We start from the raw sequence: 24879 nt of genomic DNA on the forward strand, positions 1-24879 counted from the left end.
CGTGAAAATCATTTCAACCGCCGAACGGCCTGTCAATCTTCTTGAGATCATAGGGGCTTCCATTGTCGGTGGAATGGAAACTTACGTCTTGAGGTTGCTCGAGCGGCTTCCCCAGGACTCTTTTCGGGTCACCTGCCTCTGTGTGGCGGAAGGCAAACTCGCATCCCAATTACGCAGCATCGGTTGCAGCGTTCACATCACGCCCATCACGGATGAGCCCGACTGGCAGGCTGTCCTGCTGGGCTCCAGCCTGATCCGGACTGATGCGATCGACGTCATTCATGCACACCTTCCCAATGCACACTCACTTGCAGGTATTCTGAGCAGGTTGACCGACACGCCAGCTGTGTCCACTATTCACGGACGCTACCTGAGCATGCGCGATTTTGAAGTGCACAAGCTCATGAATACCCATATCAACGTGGTTGCAAAAACCGCCTACTTCCATGCTTTGACCCTCGGCGTACCGAGCACAAAACTACGTTTTATTCCGAATGGAATCGATACAAAGATCTTTCAACCGGCCCCCAAGTCGAATTACCTTCATTCCTTGATCAAGATCCCGCCAGAAACGCCTCTCGTAGGCTTCATTGGACGCCTCTCGCCCGAAAAGGGACCGGGAGTATTTGTTCAGGTGGCGCGGATAGCACAAAGGAAATTGAAGAATTGCCACTTCGTACTGGTGGGCGAAGGGCCGATGCGGCGGGAGCTCCAGAAGGAAATCGACGAGTATGGCCTGAAGGACCACATCCATATAGTCGGACTGCAGAGAGACATCACAAAAATCTATCCCTGCCTCGATCTCGTCGTGTCGACTTCATATTCCGAAGCGATGCCACTTGTAATAGTAGAAGCGATGGCGTCAGGCCTCCCGGTGGTGGCCACGAATGTCGGGGGGGTGGTCGATATTGTCGAGGTAGGCGGAACCGGATTGCTGAAAGGTCCGGGAGATACGGAAGGACTGGCAAACGATGTCATCACTTTGATGACCGACAATTCGACCCGTATCCAGATGGGAGCAGCAGCCCGAAAACGGGCCGAAGAAAAATTCGACCTAAGTGATATCGTCGCTCAAACTGCACAATTATTGCGATCTCTTACCCAAGGGGGTATCAAAGGAAGCGATGCGGATACGACAAAAGGCTATCGAAAAGCGCGTTCCTGATGGTTCTCCGGGAGAGAGGCGTCCATTGCTCCAACCTTCCCTGCCGCTGACGGGATAGTAGAGGGGGTTTTGGACGGAATCTCCTGGTTTTTTCGCGATCCTCGAGCATGAGAATATACCCAGGTAAACTCAGCACCGAGTAAAAAAATCTGAGCCGAGTAGTAAACCCATACCAACACGACAACCAGCGACCCTGCTGCGCCGAATCCGGAACTGATGGCGCTTTTTCCAATGTAAAGACCGATCAGAATCTTACCGATGGTAAAGAGCAGCGCCGTAACAACCGCCCCGGCCCCCACATCCCTCCACTGGATTTTCACTTTGGGCATAAATTTATAAAGCATCGCGAAAACAGCGGTGGTAAAAACAAAGCTGAATATGAAATTCAGGCTCGTTACCAGAACTTCAAGCCCGGAGAAAAATCCGCCCCACCACTTTCCCAACGCGGACACGGCGGCATTGAAAACAAGGGATACCATCATCAGGAAGCCTATTCCCAGGATTATTCCAAACGATAGCAATCTGGTCCTGATGAGTTCCCATATCCCGCCGTTCTTGTCGTTCTTGTCTTTGACGGGGGCGCGCCAAATACGGTCGAACGCGTTCTGCAACTCGCCAAATACCGTCGTCGCACCGACCAGGAGCAAAACTGTTCCGACCACTGCGCCTGCCGCCCCCTCTTCCGGTTTGCTGACGCTTGCCAGCAAGCCTTCCACCGCGGCCGCCCCTTGATCACCCATCAAGTCGCGTAATTGTCCAAAGATTTCCCCACGCACTGCTTCTTCGCCGAAAATAAGTCCTGCAGTTGAAATAACGATCAGCAAAAGTGGGGCGATCGAAAACAGAGTATAGTAGGCCAACGCCGCGCCCATGCTCGGCGCATAGTCATCCACCCACGACGAAAAAGAAGCTTTGACGAGAGTCCATATCTCCCTGATATTCATTCTGTCCTCCTCTTTTTCCCCTTCCTTCCCTTTCTGTCCTCTGCGCTTCTGTTCAAATGGGGCGTTAAGGCAGAAATGCGAGCCGGAAGCTGGAATTCATCCATAGAACCGAAATAACATCATGAATTACAATAGGTGAAACGATTCGATTGGTATGTACGCTAATGCACAGATCGAGCGGACAGGCTTGCGCTTGGCCAGCCGCTACCCGGCTGGTTTTCTGCTCGTATAGATCTGATAGGGAAGGTTGGGTGGATCAGGCAGCCGATCGAAGTATTCGACGATGTAGCGGTAAATAAGGGGATGGGTGTTACGAAAGCGTAATTCCTCCCGCCCATCGAGGGGCAGATCGTATATCAGAACAAAGCCCGGGCTGGCCGCCGCAATGCGCCTGATTTCCTCTTGCTGAAAATCCCCATTTCGGGGAAAAAGAGCATATATCTCCCACATCGGAGATTTGGTATTCAGCAGTGGATAGGCGCCAGGCCAGAATGGAGTCGCGACGAAGCTTCCGCCATCTGGCGCATATTCCTTGGCTAGTTTCCTGAGCAGACGAACGTCGCTTTCCACCTCCGGCAAAACCATGAGCCGGTTACCCGAAATTTCAATGGCCTTGCATGGGCCACTGGTGTGACATTGCCAGCCCGGATGAAAAGCATGCATCACCCACAAACTCATAATGCATAACGCCGCTGCGAAAGACCATTTGATTTTCGGGGGCTGCGCGGCCAACAGTACGAGGCAGCCGATCAATAACGGAAAGATGCTCTGGGCAAGGTGCCCCACATCGGCGCGGGAATATGCATAATGCGCATAGGGCAACCCGAGGAACACCGACGCGACCAGCACGGGCGAAACAGCTTTGTTATGAAATTTCTGGAAAAGGCTCCATGCAACTCCGACCAGGCTGAAGATCAGTATTCCGATGAAGAGCACGCCGATCAGTACGCCGCGAATTGCTTCCTCGCTCGGTATCGAATCCAGGGATACTTTCCATGGCCACGGAACGGGCAGAGAAAGATTGGTCGCCTTCACTTCAGACAGAAAGCGGATGCTTTCCCAGAATGCGCCAGCAAAACCAGGCACAAGCAGCGCCATCGCAAGCAGCGGCGTGAAGCCAGCCGCCACTCCTGCTGCCCAGAGCAATAATCCCTCCACGAACCCGGGCTGATCCTTTCTACTGTCGGGATTGATCGCTAACCAAACCATCACTCCGGCGCTGCCCATCGCTCCATACAGGCCGTGATTGCGGCCAAAAACAGCCACCAGACCGATGCCCAGACCACACACGAAGTAGCGTAGCCTCGCGGGATGCTGAACCAGAAAACTCGAGACGCCAACGAGAAGAATGGACAGGGAAATATCGAACAGCTTATGGCGCGGATACATCCACACCATGAGAGTGATTGCCGAAAGCAGCAGATAGAGAAAACCCGGGAACTTGAAGCGCAGGAGGCTTTTTTGTGCAATCAGCAGGAGACCCGTGAACAAGCCTATGGCCTGGAATACCGCCACCGCGCCACGCAAAGCCATGATGCCATTGTCGCCCCATAAGCTCATCAGAGCTGCCGACCAATAATAACGGCCAGGATCGTAGGACATGAAATCGCGCAGAGGTACCTCCCCCAGCAATACCCGCTGGGCCCCGTACCATAGGTAACCTTCATCCCACAGATTGAATCCCTTGTGCCCCTGCCACAGAAAGGACGCAAGCACTGCGAAAGCAGCCAGCACGAATACGGGCAATATTTGATGTATCAGCGGGAGATTTTTTATCGGGAGGGTTTTCTGGAGTTTGCCTGGCATCGCTGTATGGTTGAGGCGAAGCATGGCATCATACATCAGACAGCATAGGGGCAGGCGGAATGACCTGACGGGGCGGGAAGCAATTTTGTGAACGGCTCAGAAAGCAAATGAAGGTTGCTGGCAGGCGCTTTGAATATCGTGTAAATCGGACTGCTTCAGGTCAGGCACGAGAAGGCAACTCCTGACAACAATTGCCGCCTCATTCGCTCGCCTGCCCCCGGCACCTGATTTTCCAGACAAGGCGTGAAAATATCGCTTCGCCCAGGCGGTTGATGGTCGGAACCGACTCTTCCGAAATCAGTGAATAGGGGGAATGGCATACCTTTTGCGCCTCGATATCCATCCATTCCGCAAGTCGCTCTTTTGAGGCCTGACTGCCGTCATATAAATTTGTGATGGTATAAACGCCGGGACTGTCACCGTTTCCGCCGGATTTGGGGGCGATTATCGAGCCGCAGCCGGCAAGAAGAACGACGAGTGCCAGAACGCTTTTCACCGAGGCCAACCGTCAGGAAATCAAGAGAATCCCGCCCGCATTTCCTTTCATGTTCTGACGGAAACACTATACGCCCCTGTACCGGTCGGGCTGTAATGCCTGACCTGAACATAATAGACACCGGCCCCGAGGTTTTGCACGATGCGCGAATTGGTTCCCGGGCCACTGTCGTCATCCTGGGCAATGACGGCAGTCTGGCTGTCGGGGCCGAATAACGTGAGGAAGCAATCAGTGCTACCAGCGGTTTCTATCGTATGGGAGCCGGACGTGCTGACAGTAAAGGTGTACAGATCCCTCTCATTGGCGGAGAGTGTGCCCTGCACTGCCGGACCATTTATCTGAATGGTCTGGATACCCGGCTGCGGGCCTCCTGACCCTCGTACTGAAATACGGTAGCTTCCAGTGGATGAGCCGCTATAGTGCCTTATGCGAACATAGTATGTTCCCGGCGCCAGGTCTCGTGCAATGCGCGGATTCCGGCCGACGCCGCTGTCGTCATCCTCGGCAACGAGCGCATTGGCATCATCCGGACCATACAGGGCGGCCACTACATCGGTGGAACCCTCGGTTTCGATAATATAATTCCCCTGGCTTGAGGCAACGAAGCTATATGTGTCCACTTCTCCCGCCTGGCCTATGGAAGCGGCAAACGGAGCCGCATCAAGGGTCAGGGGTACGATCTGCGGAGGTTCTTCTTCCTCGTCATCGTACGTGTAGCCAAGCGCATGGTGATCGAGAACATCCCGGGGCGTAGGCGGCGAAGCTTCGTTGTTCCAGGGCGGCATCGGGTCATCCAGTCCATGGCCGTTCACCACGCCCGCCGTGCCGCTCGGCGGACGATAATTCTGCCCCGGATTTTCCCGCTGCCATACTGCCCATAACCGATCGATATTGCAATGATGCAGCCAGAACACCGGATCGTTGGGGGAGGACATAGCCATCATCGAGCCGCCTACCCACATGTGGCCGGGATTGTGGATAATCCCCTCGAGATGGTTTCGAAAACTCGTATTCATGCTGCTGTTACGATTCCAGGGCGCTGAATCATAGGGCACGATATTGATGGCGGCATTCACTCCCTGTTGGGTGGGCAACGCTCCCATGGCGCCGAAGGCACGGGTGAGAAAATTATCCGTGTCACCGGGGTCCAGAACAGTAAGCGTCCACTCTCCCGTGGAAAAGGCGAACGGCCCCGTCATCACGCGTCCGCCGGGGCCCGTTCCATTTCCACCCATGAAATTCGCATTCCAGATGGAAGCATTCGTCGTGCGATCAACTGTCCAGTCCCAATAGGGGATGGAAACACTGGGATCGATCTGCTGAAGGGCACGCTCGAACCGGCGGAGATACTCCCTGTGCCAAGGCAGAAAGGCAGGACCGCCATGTGCCGGATCGTTCACGCCGGCAAGAAAGGCGGTACGGTGCTGGGCCACGAATACATCATAGGAGCCATTTGCCTTGAGTGCTTTTACCGCCCCAACAAAGGCCGCCTTCTCCGCGGCTGTCAACGTGGATTGATTCTTTCGGGTTCCCATTTTTATCTCCCCGCCTCACGGTAATCGATAATTTTCCGCGCCAAGTCCATAGGCGAAGGTTGCGGATCGAAAGCGAAGCCGGAGGCGATATACGAGCCGGATGAATTCTTTATGACGAAAACGTTCTTTCCATCAATCCTCACGTCTACTGCCTCTCCACCTGCAGCCCTTCCCGCTCCCCCGGACTCCAATCCCGCAGCGCCTTCTGCTGGCGCATCTTTCCCCGTTCGAACAACAATCTCCCGGCCTTTATAAGTTTCACGCTGTTCCGCCATTTTCTCCCCCGCACAGGTATTGTTCCAAGCTGAATGCTCGCCCCTCGATAAGCTGATGTTTTCAATATAGGTGTTTTCATCAAAAATGCCAGAAGAGCCAAACGCGGACGCAGCCAACACATAAAGCATGAACGTCAACAAGCCGGATGTAGAATGTCGCATGCATTGGACCCTCGGTTCTGTCGCCAAACTTCTACCGGAGCCCCCGTTGAAGCCGGGTCCATGTGGCTTGGGAGCCCAGGGCAAGGGAAGGCAGGGACGGTTCGAATAACAGTAGTAGGACGTTTCCCCCGTCAAATCCTCTTATCGCCACAAAAAGCTTGACATACCATTAAATTCCGGCTTTGCGCGGACGCGAATCAAATGCGCCTCCTGTGTGACCTGGAAGCGGACTGGCAGAAACTGTTCCAGCAGCCAAATGGTTGTCGCGGCGTGGGAGGAGAGTTCCCTTGTGAGAAAGCAAGATACGCCGCTCGCCAGCGCGAGGTAGATCAATACTTGGTCTGCCGCATGAATATCCAGCGTTGCGCCGGACAGGATTTCCTCGCGCAAGCACCGCCCCGCCTCAGCACCGAGGCGTTCGGCTGGCACGCCTCTTTCTGCGACGGCAGATGCCCCCAGACGGCTATGCTCCTTGTGCGCGGTCAAAAGCACCGCTCCGCCCTCACCTATCGCGTCATCCTTCCCGAATACTTCCAGGCCAACAGCTGGGGTGGGAAAAGTCGAAAGTTCCGCCAGTGCTCCGTTCGCCATGCGGTGGATGATGTGCTTGGGCAGGTTTGAAATGTGTACGAAACCGGTTATACCCTCCAGCCCTTCCGATGCGTTCAGGAGCACCGGACGCAAAGGCAGGCAAGGTTCTACGTCCACAACCACCTTTCCTCCGCCGCGAGGATAATACCCCCGGAGCAACACTTCGATCTTCGCCCTGGCGCCCATGCTATAAACCAGCGGCAGCAATACGTAGCGGAAGTAATCCAGGGGCGGCGCAGCGCGAACATCGGTCCCACCCGAAATGTTCATCCGCACCTTTTCTCCGCATGCCAAGGCAACTGGAAGCGCTGCCTGGAGCACCAAGGTAACACTGCCTGCCGTGCCTATCGGAAAATCATATTCGCCCCCGCGTAACGGGCCAGGGCGAAAAATGATTTCCTGCGATTTGACTTCCATTCCTTCCGTCCGGGCCCTGCAAAGCGCTGCCACCGCCTTTACGGCAGTCAGATGTTGAGGCGCAAGACCAGGATTGGAACGTTTTGCACGAATGTTGTACACACGAACCGATTGTCCCGTTATCGCCGCAAGCGCAACCGACGTGCGGAGCAACTGGCCGCCACCTTCTCCATAAGAACCATCGATTTCCTGCATTCTGACCTCTTTGGTTGATATAGCCGGGAACAATAGATTTTTCGACCTACAATTCATGTAGCATCAAGAATCCCATGACCGCGCGGCTGGGCATCTGCCTGAAAAGGAAGCTTCATGACTCCCATACAAGACTTGCTCAGCCAGATTCGCTGGGATGAGTCATTCGGAAAAGGTAATTTCGTGATCGGATACTACGATCGCAAGACTGGAGAAATTATCCAGGTTCCGCTACAGCAGATGCAACTCACGCCCCATGATCATTTCTTTTTCCACTTTACCGATCAAGAGGGACGTACTCGCGAAGTCCCCCTTCACCGGATCAGGGAAGTGTACAGGAACGGCGAATTGATCTGGCATAGACGGACGATCAATGATGAAGAGGACAATCGTTCCTGATCGAATCATCCCGCTTGCCTTGGGCTTGCATGCATCATGGTTCTTCTCCGGCATGATGGGGACTGTAGCATTGTGATGCTTGATTAAGTCATTAGCGCCTCTTACTTCTATAATGGTATTATTTGCTCGATCTAGAGCAAATAATACTACTAAATGATCAGTTGTCGACTTTCTGTCATCCTCGGCGCGAAGCGCATCAAGGTCGCGGATGTGTGCCGTGGAACCGGTATTGCTCGCGCCACATTGGATCGCTACTACTACGACCGCGTGAACAGTTTCGATCGTGTCGTATTGGAAAAACTTTGCAAATTCCTGCAGGTGAAACCGGGCGATTTGCTTGTGATGATCGATCAGCCGGACCTGTTTGAAGCACACGCTGCGTCGGGTTTTACCGGTGCTTTGGCAAAAGGAAAGAAAGCATGATAGAGCGCGAAGTAAAGCTTCTGCTTAATGCTAATGCAATAAAGCGTGTACAGGTGCATTACGCGGTGATGTCGGCAGGCTACATGGTCGTGATCGATGGCCAGCCCCTTGAGACCTCCAAACGCGAAACCCGCGGGTTCAAGACACTCGACGCCGCGGCCAAATTGCTCTTCAAAATCGGCATAGCGGATTTTTCGGTCAAGCTCAAAACAGGCTGAAGCCAGTGATTCAAAAAATCGTTTCAGGGGGACAAACAGGCGTGGATCGCACGGCGTTGGACTGGGCCCTTGCTCATCGTATCCCGCACGGGGGATGGTGCCCCGCCGGGCGGCGCGCCGAAGATGGGGTAATTCCAGGCTGTTACGTCTTGCAGGAGACGCCCGAACAGAACTATCAGGAGCGCACGAAACGGAACGTACGTGATAGCGATGGCACGCTTATCATTACCGCAACGAAAGAATTGACAGGTGGATCACTATTTACGCAAGAATATGCCAATAAAATCAATCGGCCTTGCCTGCACGTTTATCCATGCAAGGAATGGCGCAAGCGAGCCTATGCATTTCTGGAATCGAATCCGATTCGAGTATTGAATGTTGCCGGCCCCCGTAATTCAGGCGCACCGGGTATTGAACGATTCGTTCATGAAGTTCTGGATGAAGTTCATCAATATGGTTTCAGCCAATAGCGCTGACCTTGATCTTCCGGTTACCTTTCCTTCATATTTCCATATCTGGAGATCCGTCAGTCAGTCAATGCAGGCGATGCCCAATAGACGCCCGTTCTCCTGTTTCAACCAATTCTGAATTAATAGCTCCATTCGGAGCTGCACGCCTTGCATTTTCTCAAGACTTGCTTGTAAATGCCCAACTCAATATATCCGCATGCAGCAGGCCCTATCTTAGGGTTGTTTAGCGCAGTGATAGTGTATGAAGATGACTTGCGAAGAGAACTTAAACAACAGGAGGATTTGTCAAATCGTTACATTCTTGTTTTGCGATAAGGAGACCTCATTCATGAAGTGCAATCATGGCATGAAGCGCAAGCTTCTTCTTGCAGCAATAACCATGCTGCTTACCATAATTGCCGTGGCCCCGGTGCGCGCTGATAATGCCGTCAAGTTGAGAATATTGGTCGTTTCCACAGGAGAGGTGGCAGAAGACCTGGGATTGGCCTATATCAAGCCTGTCCTCGATGAAATGGGCGTTCCATATGTCGTGCTGAATACCAGGGTGCAGAATCTGACGCCTGCGTTTCTGGCTGCTTCTTCGCAAGGAACGGCCTGCAAGGCCGAGGAGGCAGGGTGTGTTGGCAACTACAATGGAGTCATCCTCACCGACGCGGACCTGATCCCAGGCTTCACCTCGGCCGAATGGGACATATTGCACAATTACGAGAAGAATTTCCGGGTCCGGGAAGCGGTATTGTCAGGGTGGCCGGCCACATACGCGAATCCGAAGCCGCCGCACGACATCTATCTGGATTATGGTCTCGTCTACTCCTCAAGCGGACACAATTATGATGGGCGCTGGACAATACCGGGGAGGTACAGCAAGGAAGTCTTTGAATACGTAAACAGGAATAATCCGCTTCCAATTACATCCCTTGCCTTTGCGACCCATCCCCGAAACGATATGAACCGGATGAAAGACGGCTCGATACCCTATGTCGAACCGCTATTACGAACCGGACAGGGCGAAACACTGCTGTCCATCATACGGTACATGAAGCCTGCCCGTAAGAGCCCAATGCGCGAAGTGCTGATTTCGACGATTACGAATGCGTCGTTCCTTATGCATTCGAAAGTTCTGGCTTATGAGTTCGTCAACTGGGCGACCCAAGGCGTTTTCATCGGTGCGCGCTTCATCCATCTGGCGGCGCATGTGGATGACCTGTTTCGTACCAACAATCAATGGAATCCTGCTCTCGATAAGGAGAACGGCATTTATCGCCTCACCGGCGCTGACATAACCAATGCAGTGGGCAAACAGGCTGCCCTCCGGGTCGCGCATCCGACAGCGGGGAATTTCAAGCTGGACTTCGCATTCAATGGTGCGGGAGCGGTGGTGAATCCACAGGCGATGCCGCTCGCTGCAAACTGGAAAGATGATCTGGTAGCAGCAATAGTGGGCAATAAAACGCATTTTCGCTTCATCAACCACACCTTCACGCATGCAGATATGGACAAGTCACCGGTTCCGGCTGATGCGCCCTGCGATTACCGCACTTTTACGAGTGCAGAGGCAATCAGGGCTGAAATCACTGCCAACCAGAACGTGTGGGCGCTACTGGGTCTTCCCGAGAGAAGCGAGAACAATCGCGTGCTCATCACCGGGGCCCATTCCGGCCTGAAAGATCAGAAATGCACGGATGACCCTGCCTTACACCCGGGTATGTTCAATCTTCAGGCTGACGACATAGCCTTTGATGCAGGCGGCGCCAATCCGCTATTGCTTCAGGCGGCCGCCACCGCAGGCGTGGAATATCTTGCTGCCGATACCTCACAAAAAGCTCAAAACGTTGAGCAGTATATCACCCAGTATGAGGATGGCAGCAAAACGGATCGACTCATGCTGCCACGCTGGCCAACCGATATTTTTTATAACGTGACAAATCCTTCCCAGCTGGAGGACGAGTATAACTACTTATATTATTACCGTTTTATCAATGCCGGACAAAATCCATGCGAGGCGCGGGCAAGGGCTTGCTCTCCCCGGAGCTACCGCGAAATCCTCGCCATCGAAGCGGATACCGCAGTGCGGCACATGCTGAGCTTTAGCCGGTGGCCGCATTTTTTTCATCAGTCGAATCTTGCGCGGTATGATGAAAACGGCAGAACACTCCAGTTTGATTGGCTCGATGCAGTCTTCACGAAATATGAGGGATTGTTCACCCTGCCGGTCAAAAATCTTCCTTACTATAAAATCGGCGACCACACTGCGGAAAGCCTCAACGCCAGGTCTGCAAAGATCGATGCAATATGGAATCGGACAACCAATCGGGTTACTCTGTCGGCAAACAAAGCGGTGCCTCACCTTCGTGTCACTGGTCTTTCCGGGGGGGAGATTTATGGCGGCCAGCTTATCGGAAACATCAGCGTGGATACGAAGGCCACCATGTACGAGGTCGACAGAGGGTTGACTCGATGAACGTTGGCGACCGCCAGGTTTTTGTAGGCAGTCAGGAGGAACCAGAAGGAATTCCGGGAATAAGCGGCATTCGCTTGAGCGATATTCTCCTCTCCCTGTTGCTTGTGTTTTCCTTTCCAGGTGTGGGTGACGCCGCGGATTTGGCAAATGCAGCTGCGGAAAAGACTGACGAGACAGCCAAAACAACAGAGCAGGCGGAAGATGAGAATCGAAAAAAGATGCAGCAAATGAACGATCTCAAACAGAGGGAGTGCGACCCGTTATTTCCGGAACAGGCAAAATCACTGGCAAAGGGCTACAGGGAGACTGCAAAGATGATCGTGGAGCAAGGCGATGACCCCAAAGCGGGTTCTCGATACTGCTGCTTATTTTGAGAAACAGTCCGGGGCGTTCTGATCGGGAGTGGGAACAAGGGAATATCGGCGTGTAAAAACCGCTCCTACTCATTCGGTGCCCCCATAGTATCCAAAAAACCACGGTCCTGCATCATGTCAGACTCGACTGACTCCGATCCCCCCAGATTGAGATCCTTCTGCCAGGGATAGAATCAATCAAGTCTGGCCTGGCCTAGTCGCCTGTTGACTTACGCATGTGCATCAGGGCTTCGTCAACGTGCTTGGTGGCAACATCCGCATGTCCTGCTTTGGCATGCTCGATTGCCTGCTTCAGTTCCTTGATGGAGTCCGTCATATGCTTATGTTGTTCGGCGTGCTGTTTCTCCGCCGCCTGAGCATGGGTCAGGCTCTCTTCCGCGTGCTTGAGCAGCACTTTTGCGTGACCGTCCTCGCCATGTGCCTTTGCCATTGCGGCATGTTCGATCGCCTGGGCGGCGTGATGATCGGCAATCGCCGGGGGCGCCAGAAGAACGCCCAAAACACCGATGGCAAAACCTGCTGATATGTATCTCATGAGAGCCTCCACAAGTCCATTGGATAGTTTTTATTGACAGCACGCTTTGCTGGCACCTGCCGGCACTTTTAGCCTGCAACAAGCCGAAGTCTGTCTCTCGAAGTATAGGCTATCTTTCTCCTCTTTGCTGTAACCGGTTCATCCTCATACGCGGCAGCGATATTTGGCTCGCAGAAGGCGGCAGCTTGTCAACATGACAGAGCTGGTGTTTCAGGCCCGGGAAAAATACCTGTCCGTGCTATGCCATCCTCTCCAATTGTGCCGCGAAACATGGCGCCGGTGTTGAACCGTATCGCATAGTTGCCGTCCGCATCCAGGACGATCAGGCCCCCATCTCCACCTATCGCCGCGATTTCCTCCAGCGTGTTATCGGCTGCCGCAGTAATCGGAGCATGCAGAAATCGCACCTGCGCTGCTGTGTTGAAAGCGGCAGCGGTACGAATGAACATTTCGCCTGTACCAGTCGTGGATACCGCAACCGAGCGATTGTCCGCGTAGGTTCCCGCCCCGATAATGGACGAGTCTCCTACCCGGCCAGGGTGCTTGTTCGTGAGCCCACCGGTCGACGTGCCGGCCGCCAGATTGCCCTGGCAGTCGAGCGCCACTGCGCCAACGGTTCCACGTTTTTCATCCTCACCCGGCAATGTATCCAGACCCGCATCATGGTCGAGCAGGATACTTTCTTTAGCGATGGCTTTCTGCAGCTGATTCCAACGGTGCCGGGTATAGAAATAGGACGAATCCACGATTTCCAGATCCTGCTTTGCAGCGAAAATTTCCGCACCTTGCCCGATGAGCATCACGTGGGCGCTTTTCGTCATTACCGCATGTGCGGCGCGAATCGGATTGCGAATCGTCGTCACTCCCGCAACGGCGCCTGCCGCGCGAGTGGCCCCTTCCATGATTGAAGCTTCCAGTTCGTTGCGGCCATCATGGGTCAGCACGGCGCCCTTGCCGGCATTGAACAAGGGGCAATCCTCCATCACTGTAATGGCCGCAATCACTGCATCGATGCTGTTGCCGCCTGCTGCAAGCACCGCATGGCCAGCGATCAGCGATTGCGCGAGTGCCTCCCTGTAAGCCTGCTCGCGTTCTGGCCCCTGCCCGGATTTCACGCTCCCGGCCCCTCCGTGAATCACGAGCCGGATCGGCGAATCATTCCCCGCGCTTCCGCGCATGTGTATCGTCATCTAAACAGATCTACAGAGCATCGACATTACCGGTCATGCGGCCAGTGCCTGCATGAAGAGTGTAGAGAACGGGATCGGACGCAACTGCCATCCGCCAATCATTAATGCCCCCCGTCTGTAAACCCTGGCCGATGCCGGCGTCAAGCTCTTGAAGACTCCAGAGCGAAGCAGAGGATAGAGAGGGAAATAACGCTGAACGGAGTCGGACGATGGTCACATAAGCGTGTTATCTCGTCATACACAGAAACGCCCATATCGGTCATCGACCCGCAAACAGCTGAGGTTTGATCAATTCTTGTCCGGCAATAACAACTGTACTCGAACCCACAGCTTGTCCCGGCTTTATTTTTCTGCCATAGAGTGGCATTTATCAATAAATGCCTGCCGCTCGGCTTCGCTGTCGAAAGTTGGAAGCACCGCCTGCATTCCTATGCCAGAACAATTTGTTGAATTTGCTTCGGGAGTCCCGCCCCCGCCACAACTAGCCAAAGCCCCACTCAGCGCAATAATAAATACAATATATTCAGGCTTCATTAAATTCTCCCTCTTTAAAAATCCTCAACGTGGGGCAGATTCAAGTTTGAGATGCAACACTGATGGTTGCCACGCGCAGCTCACCAAAACCCCGAAGAATACCTTATCAAGAGCTCTGATCCCAGGACTTTGCGGGGTCGCCCTTGATGGTAGTGCCTCGCCTTACTGTCAGAGCAGTTCTCGCAACAGCTTTTGTAGATAACGCAGCCACAGAATCGAAGATTGGTTCTATCGCCAGTTTATACGGACCGGAATTCCACCTTTGGGTCGCAGGGTTATTGCCATCTCCATCTCGACTTCCTTTGAATCAAGCAGCTGTAAATCACAGTGCTGAATTATCATGCATAGCAAAAGCTGGCTCTCCATCAATGCAAAATGACTGCCGATACAGATGCGTTCACCTGTCCCGAAAGGTATGAACGAATATCTCCGGTTTTGGGATAGCAGAAATCGTTCGGGGTCAAACTGCTCCGGTTGGGGCCAAAAGTCGGCATGATGATGAAGATTGAAAATACTGAATATCGCAAGCTTGCCAGCTTTTAAAAAATAACCGTCAACCTCGGTGTCTTTACTAACTTTACGCAGCAAAAAGCTGGCAGGCGGACGGAGGCGCATCGATTCACTGAGTACGGCCCTGGTATAAACAAGCTGCTGCAAATCTTCGGCATTCGGTATTTTTCCTTGTAACACCCGATCAAGTTCCTCACGCAGCCGAGTGAGCACGCCTGGATGGCGAACGAGTAAATATAAAGTCCAGCTTAGTAAATTCGCAGTTGTTTCATGGCCCGCGCTAAAAATGGTAATAACTTCATCACGAACCTGCCTATCGGTCATCTTCTCACCGCTGTCGTCATCACGCACTTTTAACAGCATATCCAACAGGTCATTCTGATCCGAGGGTGCAGCGCGGCGTTGATCGATGATCCCGTAAATGACATCATCGATTATTCCCAATGCCTGCTTGAATTTTCGGTTGGCCGGAGTGGGTACATATACCGGAAGAGTCAAAGGATTTGCGATGGTTCTAGCGGCATATCTCAATAAAATCTCCAAGGACGGCGCGATCCGTTCTATTTTGTCGAGGACACTGGTGCTGAACATGGTTTGGGTGATGACCTCCAATGTGAGCCGCATCATTTCACCCGACAGGTTGATTTGCGCCCCTTCACCCATCTGCCGCCATCGACCCAGCATGTTATTACCTGCGGTAACCATTTGCGGCAGCAACGTGGTTACATTACTTCTCTGAAAAACGGGCTGCATCAAGCGCCGTTGTCTTTGCCATAAATCGCCCTGACTTGTTACTAATCCCTGGCCTAAAATCAATGCCAGACCGGTTGGCTTCTCAGGATTGTAGATTTTTACAAAAACATCGCTTTGCCTGATCAAGGCTTGTTCAACCAGTTTTGGATGGCTGAATAAATAAAATTGGCGAGCCGCCAGCCTGAAGCTGACCAAATCCCCATAATTCTGCTGCCAGTCATAAAAGGCTTGAAGGGGGCTCGCAATCATCTGCCTTAAATTCCCCAGCAGAAACTCGCCCTTGACCTGGGGAACTGTCTTGTTATGCGCCATCGTCTCCGCAGTTGGAAAGTTAATGAGGGGTTCGCCCGCCTCGATTCAGCCATGCATACCTCAATGCAATAAGCCAAACAAAACAGACCGCCTCCATTCAAGCAACAACAACCGATAGGCCGCATCCTAAATTGCTTTGTCCCTGATTACCATCCTGACTGCTGCATGGATGTTCTTTTCAATCTCTCTTGAATGCCAGGTTGCTCCTGGATGATACCAGGTCAACGCGAGCTCCTTCTCTGCGTTAAATGAGGCGGCAGCCTGCAAGCTCTATGGACGCTGCCGCTCGTGAAAGAATCAAAAGGACCAAGAGGCTGATACGACTCAACATAATACGAAAGGAAATTTGATGGCCGCAAAATTCGAAATCTACAAGGATAAGGCAGGGGAGTTTCGGTTCAGATTGAAAGCCACCAATGGACAAACCATTCTTGCCAGTGAAGGCTACAAGGCCAGGGCGGGATGCATGAATGGAGTGGAGTCTGTCCGAAAAAATGCGCCTGATGACGCCCGATATGAACGGAAAACCACTGAAAGCGGCAAATACAGGTTCAATCTCAAATCGGGCAATAATCAGGTGATTGGCACCAGCGAATCCTACGAGACGGAAAAAGCCCGGGATGGCGGAATAGAATCAGTCAAGAAAAACGCCCCCACCGCCGTCATTGCCGATATGACAGAGCCCACCGAGAAAATCGCACCCGGCACTCCCCCAGCCGGGGCAGCAGTCTGAATTCGGGGTTTTCAGCTTGAAGGGCTTCTGTTGAAGCCCTTCCCTTCAATCACAGGTAATCGGCGGGGCAGATCCGGTATTCCAATGGCTGCCCATCGACTGTTACAAAATCGGAGGAAAATTGGGTGGATTTCTATCCAGTATCCTTTTTCCTGCTCAGGGATTGAAACTCAGAGGAGTTTGGATTTGGCGGAGGCTTGACTCCCCGCTCGGCGCAGCAGTTCGGGGACAGTATAAGCGATAGATGCATGCGGACAGGCATACTCAACTGGCATCACCAGGAATATGCCCCGTGAGGTACGTGTAATTCTTCTCGAATATCTACTCGGTAGACTGATCCGGAGCTTCCTCCCATATCTGCATGATTCCGTAAAGCACGGTCATCAACGGAGCTCCAAAAAGAGCCGGCTTCAAAAATTCAATCAACTCAATCATTTTTTCCTCAAAGAAGGTATTCAGTTATTCCGTCCTGGAAACGACAAAACTCGCTTTGTAGCGAAGCAACCTAGCCATATAACGTAACGGATCGATTCCGCTGCCCCCTCAGCTTTGTGATCTTTTTGTTATTTTTTTGTGAAGAATATGTTAGCGGATAACTGTTGTCAAGTTATGAAAAATGTTTTAGATAAATTCCTCAAGGGAGGGAAGAGGATGGGTTCGTCTAAACTGCTTTCTACCGGCAGAGATTGAAATTCGCGGCTTGGAGCGGGTGGTAGCAGTTCGAACGGATCGGTCGGCAATTGGATATTCTGAAATTAAAAGACCACCTCAAGGGTGGTCTTTTAACGGGTGGGGGTGGAGGTGATGGGAAAGCTACAACTGCCCCCATTCAATGTTGTTTCCTTCTGATTTTCAGAGTTTAAATCCGATCAGTTCGGGTTTCGGAATTCACTTGGGGTTCCAGGTTGGGCAGTATAAGATGATGAGGAGCGGGCTCAAGCAAACTCATTCAGTCTGTTCGATTTCTGCGTTGAAACTCCGGTGCGAATTCCTGCAATGTCTACGTTTTATAACTGCCAGCCAAACTTTAAGACATCTATGAATTCCTTAGCTTATGAATAAACTTCTGAACGGCCTTGTTTTGCTGTTCCTTTGTCCCCTGATCATTTCTAATGGATTCGAGGCACCAGAAGACTTTGTATTCAAATAACCCGGCCTTTTCGGAGTGCAAAGGAACAAACTTCTCTCCCAGGATTTCTCTTCCGTTATTAATAGTGACCTGGGGCCTCTTCCTCTCCCAACTAGCCAGCTGGCACCCGAATTCTTGAGTCTCAACGTATCTGACATCACCTATCTCATAAACTCGTGTTACGGTTTCCTGCGGTTTGTCTTCTTGCGGTTGCGCTGGAACAACTTCATGTTTCTGTTCTTTATCAGCCATATATCTCTTTCCTCTCCCTTAGATAAAAATAAACTTTGTTCAAACGGCTTGTTACGTCCTGCGGTATCGCCCTTCTCCATGCAAGAGTATAAGAGAGTAACTTTTCAGGAGGGCAAAAATTTTCTGGTCCTGGGCATCAAGGAAGTGATTTTCTTTTTTCTTCCAAGGCTACCAGCCCTGAATAAATTCGATCCGTAGCCCCGCAATCGAAATGCGGATCGAATCACCTTCCGGTTATTTTGCTTATCCTGTTTCACCGATTGCGCCTTTAACCATTTCCATGTAATTTCATTTCCATGAAAAAAAGCTTTTATTTTTCCTGAGCGCTTCTCACTTAGAAAGGACAATGCTGCCATGTATCCAGCCCTCCAGTCTTTGAAGGCCCGGTTTGCAGAAATCGATGACCTCAGGCGGGCCGTTTCCGTGCTCCATTGGGATATGTCCACTTACATGCCTCAGGACGGAACAGCCTCCCGGGGCCGCATGATAGCCACCGTCGAAAAGGCGGCTCACGAAAAACTCATCGACCCCGCTCTGGCCGGGCTTCTGGAGGAAACAGGGGCATTGCCCGATGCAATGCTGTCTGCAGACGAGCGAGCGTTCCTGCGCCTGGCCCGCCGGCAGTTTGTCCGCGCGTCAAAAATCCCTTCCGGTTTCAAGGCCGAATTTTTCCAGCACATGGCCGAGACCTACGAAGTTTGGGTTCAGGCACGAAAATTGAACGATTTCAAGGTCGTGGCGCCCTTTCTGGAAAAAACCGTCGCATACTCACGAGCCCTGTCGGATTTCTTCAATGCCGGGGAAACCGCGTGGACGCACCCGATGGATCCGCACATCGAAGACGCTGACCCTGGCATGACCACGACAGATCTCAAGACGCTTTTTGCCGACCTTCGACGTGATCTCGTACCATTGGTCCGGGAGCTGTCGTCTCGAAGCAAGCCACGAACCGATTTTTTGTCACGGGCCTGCCCCAAGTCCCGCCAAGTGGAGTTTTTGAACTGGCTTGCCAGGAATATCGGTTATGACTTCAATCGGGGGCGGCAGGACCTCACTCACCACCCGTTCATGACAAAGCTGGGCGCGGGGGATGTTCGCATCACCACCCGAATCAATGAGACGAACCTCTGTGATGGTATTTTCAGCACCATTCATGAGTGCGGGCATGCCTTTTACGAACTGGGGCTTTCCCCAAGCCAGGATGGAACTATCCTGGGTCACGGCACTTCCGCCGGAATTCACGAAAGCCAAAGCCGGCTGTGGGAAAACCAGGTTGGCCGCTCCCGGGAATTCTGGACATATTTTTATCCCCACCTGCAGGCCCACTTTTCAGAGGCTCTTGGGGATGTTTCGCTGGAAGAATTCTATTGCGGCATCAATCGCGTGGAACCATCGTTGATTCGAACCGAGGCCGATGAAGTGACCTACAACCTCCATGTCATGATCCGCTTCGACATCGAATCGCAGCTTCTGGATGGCTCACTCCAAGTGAAGGATCTGCCAGGGGCTTGGAACGACCGGTATGAAGCTGACCTTGGCGTACGTCCGTCGTCCGATGCTCAAGGCTGCCTTCAGGATGTGCATTGGTATTACGGAGGCGTCGGCGGAATGTTCCAAGGCTATACGATTGGAAATCTCTTTAGCGCCCAGTGCTTCGAGGCCGCTCTTGAGGCCCATCCGGAAATTCCGGAGGCGATGATACAGGGAAATTTCAGCACCCTTCATTCGTGGCTGAAGGAAAACATTTATCAGTACGGCTCGGGTCTTTTTCCCCAAGAACTGATCCACCGCGTGACCGGTCACGACTTATCGTCGAAACCCTTCGTTGCGTACCTGAAGCGGAAATACCTGTAGACACTTCCGCCCGACACGAACGCCTGGCCACCGGGCCGCTATGACTTGAACAGGCGGCGGGCATGGTTGATGAAGCAATCGCCCTGCCCGCGCAGCTTGAATGTACGTATCTGTTCCAACTCAGGAGAATCAAGATGGTCAGCAAAAACACGATTTGCCTCTGGTACGACGGCACCGCCCTGGATGCTGCGAAGTTCTACGCCGAGACGTTCCCGGACAGCGCGGTGGAGGCAGTCCACCGCGCGCCTGGCGACTTTCCTGCGGGCAAGCAGGGCGATGTCTTGACGGTGGAGTTCACGGTAATGGGTATCCCTTGTCTCGGCCTGAACGGGGGCTCAGCGTTCAAGCACAACGAAGCATTCTCGTTCCAGGTCGCGACCGACGATCAGGCCGAAACAGACCGTTTGTGGAACGCGATTGTCGGAAACGGGGGCCAGGAAAGCGTATGCGGCTGGTGCAAGGACAAGTGGGGAGTGTCATGGCAGATCACGCCACGTGCCCTGACGGCTGCGATCACAGATCCTGATCGAGCAGCGGCCAGGCGCGCATTCGAAGCCATGATGGGAATGGGAAAGATCGACATAGCTGCCATCGAAGCAGCTCGACGGACTGACGCTCCCGATACCCAACCCATGTCGCCGCCCCTGCAAGATCAATGGTCATCAAAATAAAAGCGCAGAGCAACAAACCCCACAGCAGATACAAATAAGCCGGCCAAGCTGAATTTCATCGATTTCGCAGGGCGGCGAGCAGATATCCGAAGATAATGAGAAGATGTTATCGGAATGAGATCAGCGCCCAGTTTATTCGATTCTGTTTCTGGAATCGAACCGGATTCCTAAAATTCACGCTTTATAACTGCCAGCCAAACTTTAAGACATTCGTGAATTCCTTAGCTTAGGAATAAATTTCTGAATAGTTGTGTTTTGCTGATCCTTCGCCCCTGATCATCTTTAACGGATTGGAGGCACCAGAAGACCTTGTATTCAAATAACCCCGACCTTTGGGAGTGCAAAGGAACAAACTTCTCCCCAAGGATTTGCCTTCCGTTATCAATAGTGACTTGGGGCCTCTTCTTCTCCCGACTAACCAGCTGGCAACCGAATTCTTGAGTCTCCACGTATCTGACGCCGCCTATTTCATAAACCCGCCTCATGGTTTCTCGCGGTTTGGTTTCTCGTGGTTGTACTGGAACAAGTTCGTGTCTTTGCTTGTTATCCGCCATATTTCCTCCCTCTCCCATAGATAAAATGCACTTTGTTCAAATGACTATTACGTCCTGCGATATCGCCCTGTCCATGCAGATACCTAATGGGCCGATGGCATAAGGATAAAGCTTCGCCGCACTAAATTAAATAATGATTTATTCGGCAAAACTTTAACGCTTTTAGAAACCCTGATGTGCTCCGTTAAAACGGGCCATTTGGGATCCAGTAAAGTTCGTTCTTCGAGAAGAGAGCGGACGTGAAGAAGCGTTTTACGAATGAGCGAATTATTGGAGGCAGATGGAGGCATTCCGGTCCGGGAATTGTGACGTCAACACGGTTTTTCGAATGCCTCTTCTACACCGACCGCGGCAGATTTGCCGGGATGCCGGTATCTGACGCAAAACGGTTGCAAGATCTTGAAGCAGAGAACGCCCAGCTCAAGAAGCTTTTAGCCGAGTCGCTTCTGGATGCTGAAGCCTTGAAGGTTGCCTTGGGTAGAAAGCATTAACTTCCACCAGCCAAGCGAGAGGCGGTGATGGGGATGTTGAGGGAATGTTGAGGAGATGTTGGAGCAGCCAGAGATTTCCGAGTGTTGCGCCTGCCTGCTTGGGGAGATATCCCTGTAGTAGCCCCCAATTGAACCGGACACAGATGCACTGATGATAGGAGATAGGCATATGCCTGGTGCTATGCATAGTGCTTCAGGTTTGGATCGTATTGAAATCGTCACCGGGATCGAGCGCCGCAGGCGCTGGAGCCTGGGTGAGAAATTAAAAGCTGTTGAGGAATCCCGCTTGCCGGGCATGAGTGTCTCGTATGTGGCGCGAAAATATGGTATTGCTCCGAGCTTGTTATTTCGCTGGAGGAAGCTCATGACTGAAGGAGGCAAGGAAGCTGTTCGTAGCGATGATGCGGTAGTGTCTGCGGCCGAGGTGAAAGAGTTGAAGAAGCGGATCCGGGAGTTGGAGCGGGTTCTGGGCAAGAAAACCCTGGAGAACGAGATTCTCACGGAAGCGGTGAAGCTTGCGCATGAAAAAAAACTGATCTCGCGCATGCCCTTGCTGCCACCGGACGATTTGCCATGAAGGCCATTGCAGACACCATGGGTGTGGCGCGCTCCCGTCTTGTGGAACGGATGAAGCCGCAGGAAAAGTCTTTTCGTTGCCGCTACAACAAGGCTGATGATGCCTGGCTGTTGCCCTTGATCCGCGAAATTGTGGATTGCCGCGCGACCTACGGATACAGAAGGATTTGCGCTCTCCTTAACCGCAAACTGGAGAGAATGGGCAAGCCTGCTGTCAATCACAAGCGGGTCTATCGCATCATGCGCCAGAATGGCCTGCTGCTGGCCCGATATACGGGCAAACAGCGCGTGCTGTCTCATGAAGGCAAGGTCATTACCTTGCGTTCCAATTTGCGCTGGTGTTCGGATGGTTTTGAGATTCCCTGCTGGAATGGGCAAGTAGTGCGTGTTGCCTTCGCCCTGGATTGCTGTGATCGTGAAGTCATCAGCCATGTTGCCACCACTGGCGGCATTACTGGGGAAATGGTGCGCGATCTGATGACTGAATCCGTTGAGCGGCGCTTCGGCACCGTTGACCTGCTCCCACACAGGGTGGAGTGGCTCAGCGACAATGGCAGCTGTTACACCGCCAGCGAGACAACTGCTTTTGCAAAGGATATGGGCTTCATCAGCTGTTTTACTCCCGTCAGAAGTCCCGAATCCAACGGTATGGCCGAGGCCTTCGTCAAAACCTTCAAGCGGGATTACGTCTATGTCCATGATCGTCCCGACGCAAAAACCGTAATGGCGCAGCTTGACCAATGGTTCGAGGATTACAATGAATTCCATCCTCACAAGGGGCTGAAGATGAAGTCGCCAAGACAATTCATCCGCAGCCAGTTACTAACCGCATCCTGTCCGGTTTAATAGGGGCAACTCCAATCCCGTACGGTATTGCACTACACACCCAAGGTGCGGCTGGAGAATGAGCAATTGCAAGGCCGAATGGCTGAGTTGGTCTCTGAACGCGCCGTTTCGGTTATCCCGGCAGAATTCGCCGCCGACTGCCGTCTGCATAAAGAAAGAAGCAGCTATGAAAGAGGCAGAAACTGATTTTTAACTGTAGCTTTGCTAAAACACCCTTGGCACTACTACAGGAGCATATCAGTTTGTTTCCGATCCAGCTCTTGGCGTACCTGGATTCTGCTGCCGTGCCAGCTATGAATTCGCGTGCTACGGGGACAGCCGAAGAGTTGAAAAAGGAGCGCTGAATCCTGTAGCGTTTGATTTCACAGGAGGCTATGAGTTTTCAACAGCTGCCCCGATTATTCCTCGTTCACATCCAGTTTGCGATGTTCCCCCAATGCATCGGTATCACCTGTCACCAGCGCTTTCACAAGTCCGTATGCCCGCGCAGTAGCGCTGTCAGGCGCATCCCAATATTCGACTGCTATGATGCTGACTTTGAGCAAAGCGAGATCCGGATCGTCCAAGCCCTTTGGGAACCAGGGCTTGAGCCAGGGGGACCATAAAGTCTGCATCTTCTCCTTGTCGTGCACCAGCTCCGCTGCCCCGGATATGGAAAGATAGTCGTACTTATCGGTACGAGCGTAGGAGAGATTGACTTGCTGGTCCGGTTGCGCTTCCTCGATTTTTGGGGATGACAGGGAAGTAAAAAACCAGAGGTTGCCTTCGCTGTCCAGTTGCATCGTAGCCATGGGACGGCTACGCAAGGTCCCGTCTTTTTCCTTGGTCGTCAACATCGCAAATTTGGCATCGCCAACCATTTCCGCCACTTTAGCCAGGGCGGGATTATGTTGTTCATCGATTTCCACGGCTTACTCCTTTACATGAACCGGGATTGATATTCGGCGTTTCCGATGCTCCAGGTTTCCAGGTTAATGGAGCTTGGTACATCTTAATCCTTTCCTTTAGGCTAGACACCTCAGCGCGCCTTAGCCAGGCTTGGTCTTTGCCGTTCGAGTGGTCGAGGTAAAATGCGAAAAAATCGTCTTTTGTTCCATGACATTTCGATCTATTTGGAGTGCTTGGGTGGAGTTCCAAGCCAGATCGAACGTTTAGAAACGATTAAGCCGCCTAGAAAATCAGCGAATTAGCGGCTTAAGGTGGCGGCGGCAATTATATGCATTCCCCCATTACGGTTTGAATTCCATTGCGGAATTAATAGGATGGGCAAGACCTGATATCGCTATCCCACGGAATGGTCGAACCAGTAAAGCTCTTAGGGCCCTTGGTTTTGATGTAAAAATATACTGATTAGGGCAAGGGCCTCCGGCTGCGCTGTCATCAATTTCCCCGAGCGTATTTTCCCGAACTGGGGTTTACATCGTTAGCTGCGGCTTGCATACCAGACCCCATCAATTTGCTCAAATCCGCCTTGCTCCTTCAGGTACGAGTCGAAATCCGGATGGTCGGCAGACAGCAGGATCAAATCGCCTTTCACATGGCCTTCGGTTTGGACGATCAGATTTTTTACTGCTTCTGGCGAGAGTCCGCCGATGTTTCCACGCTCATCCACCATCCATCTTGTGGCATTCATGAATGCCTCGTTGCGGGTAAATCCCGTGCCGAAAACGTAGTAGCCCGATTGAACAATCGCGAACCTGACCGGCAAACGGCCTCCAGTTGCCCACTCCCGGTATTCAGGATAGGCCTCAACCAGGGCAAGTCCGTCTTGGGTAGCTTTCACCGTCCAATGCTCTTCTGAGTATGGAATTCCGGTAGCTTCAGGTGTAGGACGGCTAATTGCTATTAGCCCTTCTGCCTCCAATTCCGCCAAATCATCAAGGTTGTAGATCTCCGTAAAATGCTTTCCCGCCTTGTCGTGGGTAGTAATTTTCGAGAGGATTCGCACTTGTTCTGCTGTCTTCATTCCCTGCCCCCTGGTTAATGTCCTGCTCATTATTATGTCATGTTG

24 protein-coding genes and 1 pseudogene are annotated in these 24879 nt (G+C 52.4%); 12 read left to right on the forward strand and 13 right to left on the reverse strand.

What is annotated here, in order from left to right:
* Position 1: 1 nt before the first annotated feature.
* On the forward strand, positions 2 to 1165 hold the full coding sequence (locus NMUL_RS15005) for a glycosyltransferase family 4 protein (RefSeq protein WP_011381454.1): 1164 nt from the start codon (positions 2 to 4) through the stop codon (positions 1163 to 1165).
* Here NMUL_RS15005 and NMUL_RS11230 read toward each other — a convergent pair.
* The 6 genes from NMUL_RS11230 to rtcA form a co-directional block, all read right to left on the reverse strand.
* The gene (locus NMUL_RS11230; RefSeq protein ID WP_011381455.1) at positions 1144 to 2109 is read right to left on the reverse strand and encodes a YihY/virulence factor BrkB family protein; all 966 of its coding nucleotides are present in this window, start codon (positions 2107 to 2109) and stop codon (positions 1144 to 1146) included. The two genes, NMUL_RS15005 and NMUL_RS11230, sit on opposite strands and share 22 nt — an antisense overlap.
* Positions 2110 to 2313: 204 nt before the next feature.
* Positions 2314 to 3915, reverse strand: coding sequence for a hypothetical protein (locus tag NMUL_RS11235; RefSeq protein ID WP_104009708.1), 1602 nt, complete (start codon positions 3913 to 3915; stop codon positions 2314 to 2316).
* A gap of 199 nt (positions 3916 to 4114) precedes the next feature.
* Entirely contained in the window at positions 4115 to 4411 is a 297-nt protein-coding gene (locus NMUL_RS11240; protein WP_011381457.1) for a hypothetical protein, read from the reverse strand.
* 47 nt (positions 4412 to 4458) lie between these two features.
* Positions 4459 to 5946: a DVUA0089 family protein gene (locus NMUL_RS11245; protein ID WP_011381458.1), complete on the reverse strand. Its 1488-nt coding sequence runs from the start codon at positions 5944 to 5946 to the stop codon at positions 4459 to 4461.
* 2 nt (positions 5947 to 5948) lie between these two features.
* On the reverse strand, positions 5949 to 6383 hold the full coding sequence (locus NMUL_RS11250; protein ID WP_011381459.1) for a tyrosinase family oxidase copper chaperone: 435 nt from the start codon (positions 6381 to 6383) through the stop codon (positions 5949 to 5951).
* 141 nt (positions 6384 to 6524) lie between these two features.
* Positions 6525 to 7586 carry an RNA 3'-terminal phosphate cyclase gene (gene rtcA / locus NMUL_RS11255; RefSeq protein WP_011381460.1) on the reverse strand — a complete coding sequence of 354 codons (1062 nt, stop codon included), beginning with the start codon at positions 7584 to 7586 and terminating at the stop codon, positions 6525 to 6527.
* Between the two features lie 114 nt (positions 7587 to 7700).
* On the opposite strand from rtcA, the gene NMUL_RS11260 reads away from it, so the two are divergent.
* From NMUL_RS11260 to NMUL_RS11285, 6 genes are all read left to right on the forward strand, one after another.
* Positions 7701 to 7982 (forward strand): DUF504 domain-containing protein, encoded by a 282-nt coding sequence (locus NMUL_RS11260; protein ID WP_011381461.1) that lies wholly within the window; start codon positions 7701 to 7703, stop codon positions 7980 to 7982.
* A 153-nt stretch (positions 7983 to 8135) separates the two neighbouring features.
* A complete protein-coding gene (locus tag NMUL_RS11265) occupies positions 8136 to 8405 on the forward strand; it encodes a helix-turn-helix domain-containing protein (RefSeq protein WP_011381462.1) in 270 nt (89 codons plus the stop codon).
* Entirely contained in the window at positions 8402 to 8623 is a 222-nt protein-coding gene (locus NMUL_RS11270; RefSeq protein ID WP_011381463.1) for a hypothetical protein, read from the forward strand. The genes NMUL_RS11265 and NMUL_RS11270 overlap by 4 nt, the downstream gene beginning before the upstream one ends.
* A gap of 5 nt (positions 8624 to 8628) precedes the next feature.
* Entirely contained in the window at positions 8629 to 9093 is a 465-nt protein-coding gene (locus NMUL_RS11275) for a putative molybdenum carrier protein (RefSeq protein ID WP_011381464.1), read from the forward strand.
* A 328-nt stretch (positions 9094 to 9421) separates the two neighbouring features.
* Positions 9422 to 11554, forward strand: coding sequence for an Agd3-related carbohydrate deacetylase (locus NMUL_RS11280; RefSeq protein ID WP_011381465.1), 2133 nt, complete (start codon positions 9422 to 9424; stop codon positions 11552 to 11554).
* Positions 11551 to 11928: a hypothetical protein gene (locus NMUL_RS11285; protein ID WP_011381466.1), complete on the forward strand. Its 378-nt coding sequence runs from the start codon at positions 11551 to 11553 to the stop codon at positions 11926 to 11928. The genes NMUL_RS11280 and NMUL_RS11285 overlap by 4 nt, the downstream gene beginning before the upstream one ends.
* 193 nt (positions 11929 to 12121) lie before the next feature.
* Here NMUL_RS11285 and smbP read toward each other — a convergent pair whose 3' ends face one another.
* The 4 genes from smbP to NMUL_RS11305 all read right to left on the reverse strand — a co-directional run bounded on the left by smbP (position 12122) and on the right by NMUL_RS11305 (position 15762).
* Positions 12122 to 12463 (reverse strand): small metal-binding protein SmbP, encoded by a 342-nt coding sequence (gene smbP, locus NMUL_RS11290; protein WP_011381467.1) that lies wholly within the window; start codon positions 12461 to 12463, stop codon positions 12122 to 12124.
* Between the two features lie 188 nt (positions 12464 to 12651).
* Positions 12652 to 13653: an isoaspartyl peptidase/L-asparaginase family protein gene (locus tag NMUL_RS11295; protein ID WP_011381468.1), complete on the reverse strand. Its 1002-nt coding sequence runs from the start codon at positions 13651 to 13653 to the stop codon at positions 12652 to 12654.
* A gap of 342 nt (positions 13654 to 13995) precedes the next feature.
* Entirely contained in the window at positions 13996 to 14187 is a 192-nt protein-coding gene (locus NMUL_RS11300) for a hypothetical protein (protein ID WP_041352575.1), read from the reverse strand.
* 228 nt (positions 14188 to 14415) lie between these two features.
* Entirely contained in the window at positions 14416 to 15762 is a 1347-nt protein-coding gene (locus tag NMUL_RS11305) for a cytochrome P450 (protein WP_011381469.1), read from the reverse strand.
* A gap of 349 nt (positions 15763 to 16111) precedes the next feature.
* Here NMUL_RS11305 and NMUL_RS11310 point away from each other — a divergent pair, with 349 nt between their 5' ends.
* Positions 16112 to 16495 (forward strand): YegP family protein, encoded by a 384-nt coding sequence (locus NMUL_RS11310; protein ID WP_011381470.1) that lies wholly within the window; start codon positions 16112 to 16114, stop codon positions 16493 to 16495.
* Positions 16496 to 17531: 1036 nt separating this feature from the next.
* Here the strand turns inward: NMUL_RS11310 and NMUL_RS11315 are convergent.
* Positions 17532 to 17876 (reverse strand): hypothetical protein, encoded by a 345-nt coding sequence (locus NMUL_RS11315; protein WP_041352576.1) that lies wholly within the window; start codon positions 17874 to 17876, stop codon positions 17532 to 17534.
* Between the two features lie 354 nt (positions 17877 to 18230).
* On the opposite strand from NMUL_RS11315, the gene NMUL_RS11325 reads away from it, so the two are divergent.
* The 4 genes and pseudogenes from NMUL_RS11325 to NMUL_RS11350 all read left to right on the forward strand — a co-directional run bounded on the left by NMUL_RS11325 (position 18231) and on the right by NMUL_RS11350 (position 22868).
* The gene (locus NMUL_RS11325) at positions 18231 to 19730 is read left to right on the forward strand and encodes a carboxypeptidase M32 (RefSeq protein ID WP_011381472.1); all 1500 of its coding nucleotides are present in this window, start codon (positions 18231 to 18233) and stop codon (positions 19728 to 19730) included.
* A gap of 134 nt (positions 19731 to 19864) precedes the next feature.
* A complete protein-coding gene (locus NMUL_RS11330) occupies positions 19865 to 20401 on the forward strand; it encodes a VOC family protein (protein WP_011381473.1) in 537 nt (178 codons plus the stop codon).
* Positions 20402 to 21194: 793 nt separating this feature from the next.
* A pseudogene (locus NMUL_RS11340) lies at positions 21195 to 21443 on the forward strand (transposase); the annotation flags it as partial.
* A 172-nt stretch (positions 21444 to 21615) separates the two neighbouring features.
* Positions 21616 to 22868 (forward strand): IS3-like element ISNmu3 family transposase gene (locus tag NMUL_RS11350; RefSeq protein ID WP_148235530.1). Its coding sequence is split into 2 segments (ribosomal slippage): positions 21616 to 21970 and positions 21970 to 22868, totalling 1254 coding nucleotides; the frame shifts between segments, so codons are not numbered across the junction.
* A gap of 398 nt (positions 22869 to 23266) precedes the next feature.
* Here the strand turns inward: NMUL_RS11350 and NMUL_RS11355 are convergent.
* A complete protein-coding gene (locus NMUL_RS11355) occupies positions 23267 to 23776 on the reverse strand; it encodes a pyridoxamine 5'-phosphate oxidase family protein (RefSeq protein WP_011381475.1) in 510 nt (169 codons plus the stop codon).
* Between the two features lie 515 nt (positions 23777 to 24291).
* Complete coding sequence (locus tag NMUL_RS11360) at positions 24292 to 24834, reverse strand: hypothetical protein (protein ID WP_011381476.1); 543 nt, start codon at positions 24832 to 24834, stop codon at positions 24292 to 24294.
* Positions 24835 to 24879 lie beyond the last annotated feature (45 nt).

Source organism: Nitrosospira multiformis ATCC 25196 (assembly GCF_000196355.1).
GTDB classification, from domain to species: Bacteria; Pseudomonadota; Gammaproteobacteria; order Burkholderiales; family Nitrosomonadaceae; genus Nitrosospira; species Nitrosospira multiformis.

Coding starts and splice junctions, on each gene's coding strand:
- rtcA (WP_011381460.1), bottom strand. CDS start 7,586: ATGCAGGAAATCGATGGTTCTTATGGAGAAGGTGGCGGCCAGTTGCTC.
- NMUL_RS11235 (WP_104009708.1), bottom strand. CDS start 3,915: ATGCCAGGCAAACTCCAGAAAACCCTCCCGATAAAAAATCTCCCGCTG.
- NMUL_RS11280 (WP_011381465.1), top strand. CDS start 9,422: ATGAAGTGCAATCATGGCATGAAGCGCAAGCTTCTTCTTGCAGCAATA.
- NMUL_RS11360 (WP_011381476.1), bottom strand. CDS start 24,834: ATGAAGACAGCAGAACAAGTGCGAATCCTCTCGAAAATTACTACCCAC.
- NMUL_RS11260 (WP_011381461.1), top strand. CDS start 7,701: ATGACTCCCATACAAGACTTGCTCAGCCAGATTCGCTGGGATGAGTCA.
- smbP (WP_011381467.1), bottom strand. CDS start 12,463: ATGAGATACATATCAGCAGGTTTTGCCATCGGTGTTTTGGGCGTTCTT.
- NMUL_RS11270 (WP_011381463.1), top strand. CDS start 8,402: ATGATAGAGCGCGAAGTAAAGCTTCTGCTTAATGCTAATGCAATAAAG.
- NMUL_RS11310 (WP_011381470.1), top strand. CDS start 16,112: ATGGCCGCAAAATTCGAAATCTACAAGGATAAGGCAGGGGAGTTTCGG.
- NMUL_RS11265 (WP_011381462.1), top strand. CDS start 8,136: ATGATCAGTTGTCGACTTTCTGTCATCCTCGGCGCGAAGCGCATCAAG.
- NMUL_RS11300 (WP_041352575.1), bottom strand. CDS start 14,187: ATGAAGCCTGAATATATTGTATTTATTATTGCGCTGAGTGGGGCTTTG.
- NMUL_RS11325 (WP_011381472.1), top strand. CDS start 18,231: ATGTATCCAGCCCTCCAGTCTTTGAAGGCCCGGTTTGCAGAAATCGAT.
- NMUL_RS11295 (WP_011381468.1), bottom strand. CDS start 13,653: ATGACGATACACATGCGCGGAAGCGCGGGGAATGATTCGCCGATCCGG.
- NMUL_RS11305 (WP_011381469.1), bottom strand. CDS start 15,762: ATGGCGCATAACAAGACAGTTCCCCAGGTCAAGGGCGAGTTTCTGCTG.
- NMUL_RS11250 (WP_011381459.1), bottom strand. CDS start 6,383: ATGCGACATTCTACATCCGGCTTGTTGACGTTCATGCTTTATGTGTTG.
- NMUL_RS11330 (WP_011381473.1), top strand. CDS start 19,865: ATGGTCAGCAAAAACACGATTTGCCTCTGGTACGACGGCACCGCCCTG.
- NMUL_RS11285 (WP_011381466.1), top strand. CDS start 11,551: ATGAACGTTGGCGACCGCCAGGTTTTTGTAGGCAGTCAGGAGGAACCA.
- NMUL_RS11315 (WP_041352576.1), bottom strand. CDS start 17,876: ATGGCTGATAAAGAACAGAAACATGAAGTTGTTCCAGCGCAACCGCAA.
- NMUL_RS11245 (WP_011381458.1), bottom strand. CDS start 5,946: ATGGGAACCCGAAAGAATCAATCCACGTTGACAGCCGCGGAGAAGGCG.
- NMUL_RS11230 (WP_011381455.1), bottom strand. CDS start 2,109: ATGAATATCAGGGAGATATGGACTCTCGTCAAAGCTTCTTTTTCGTCG.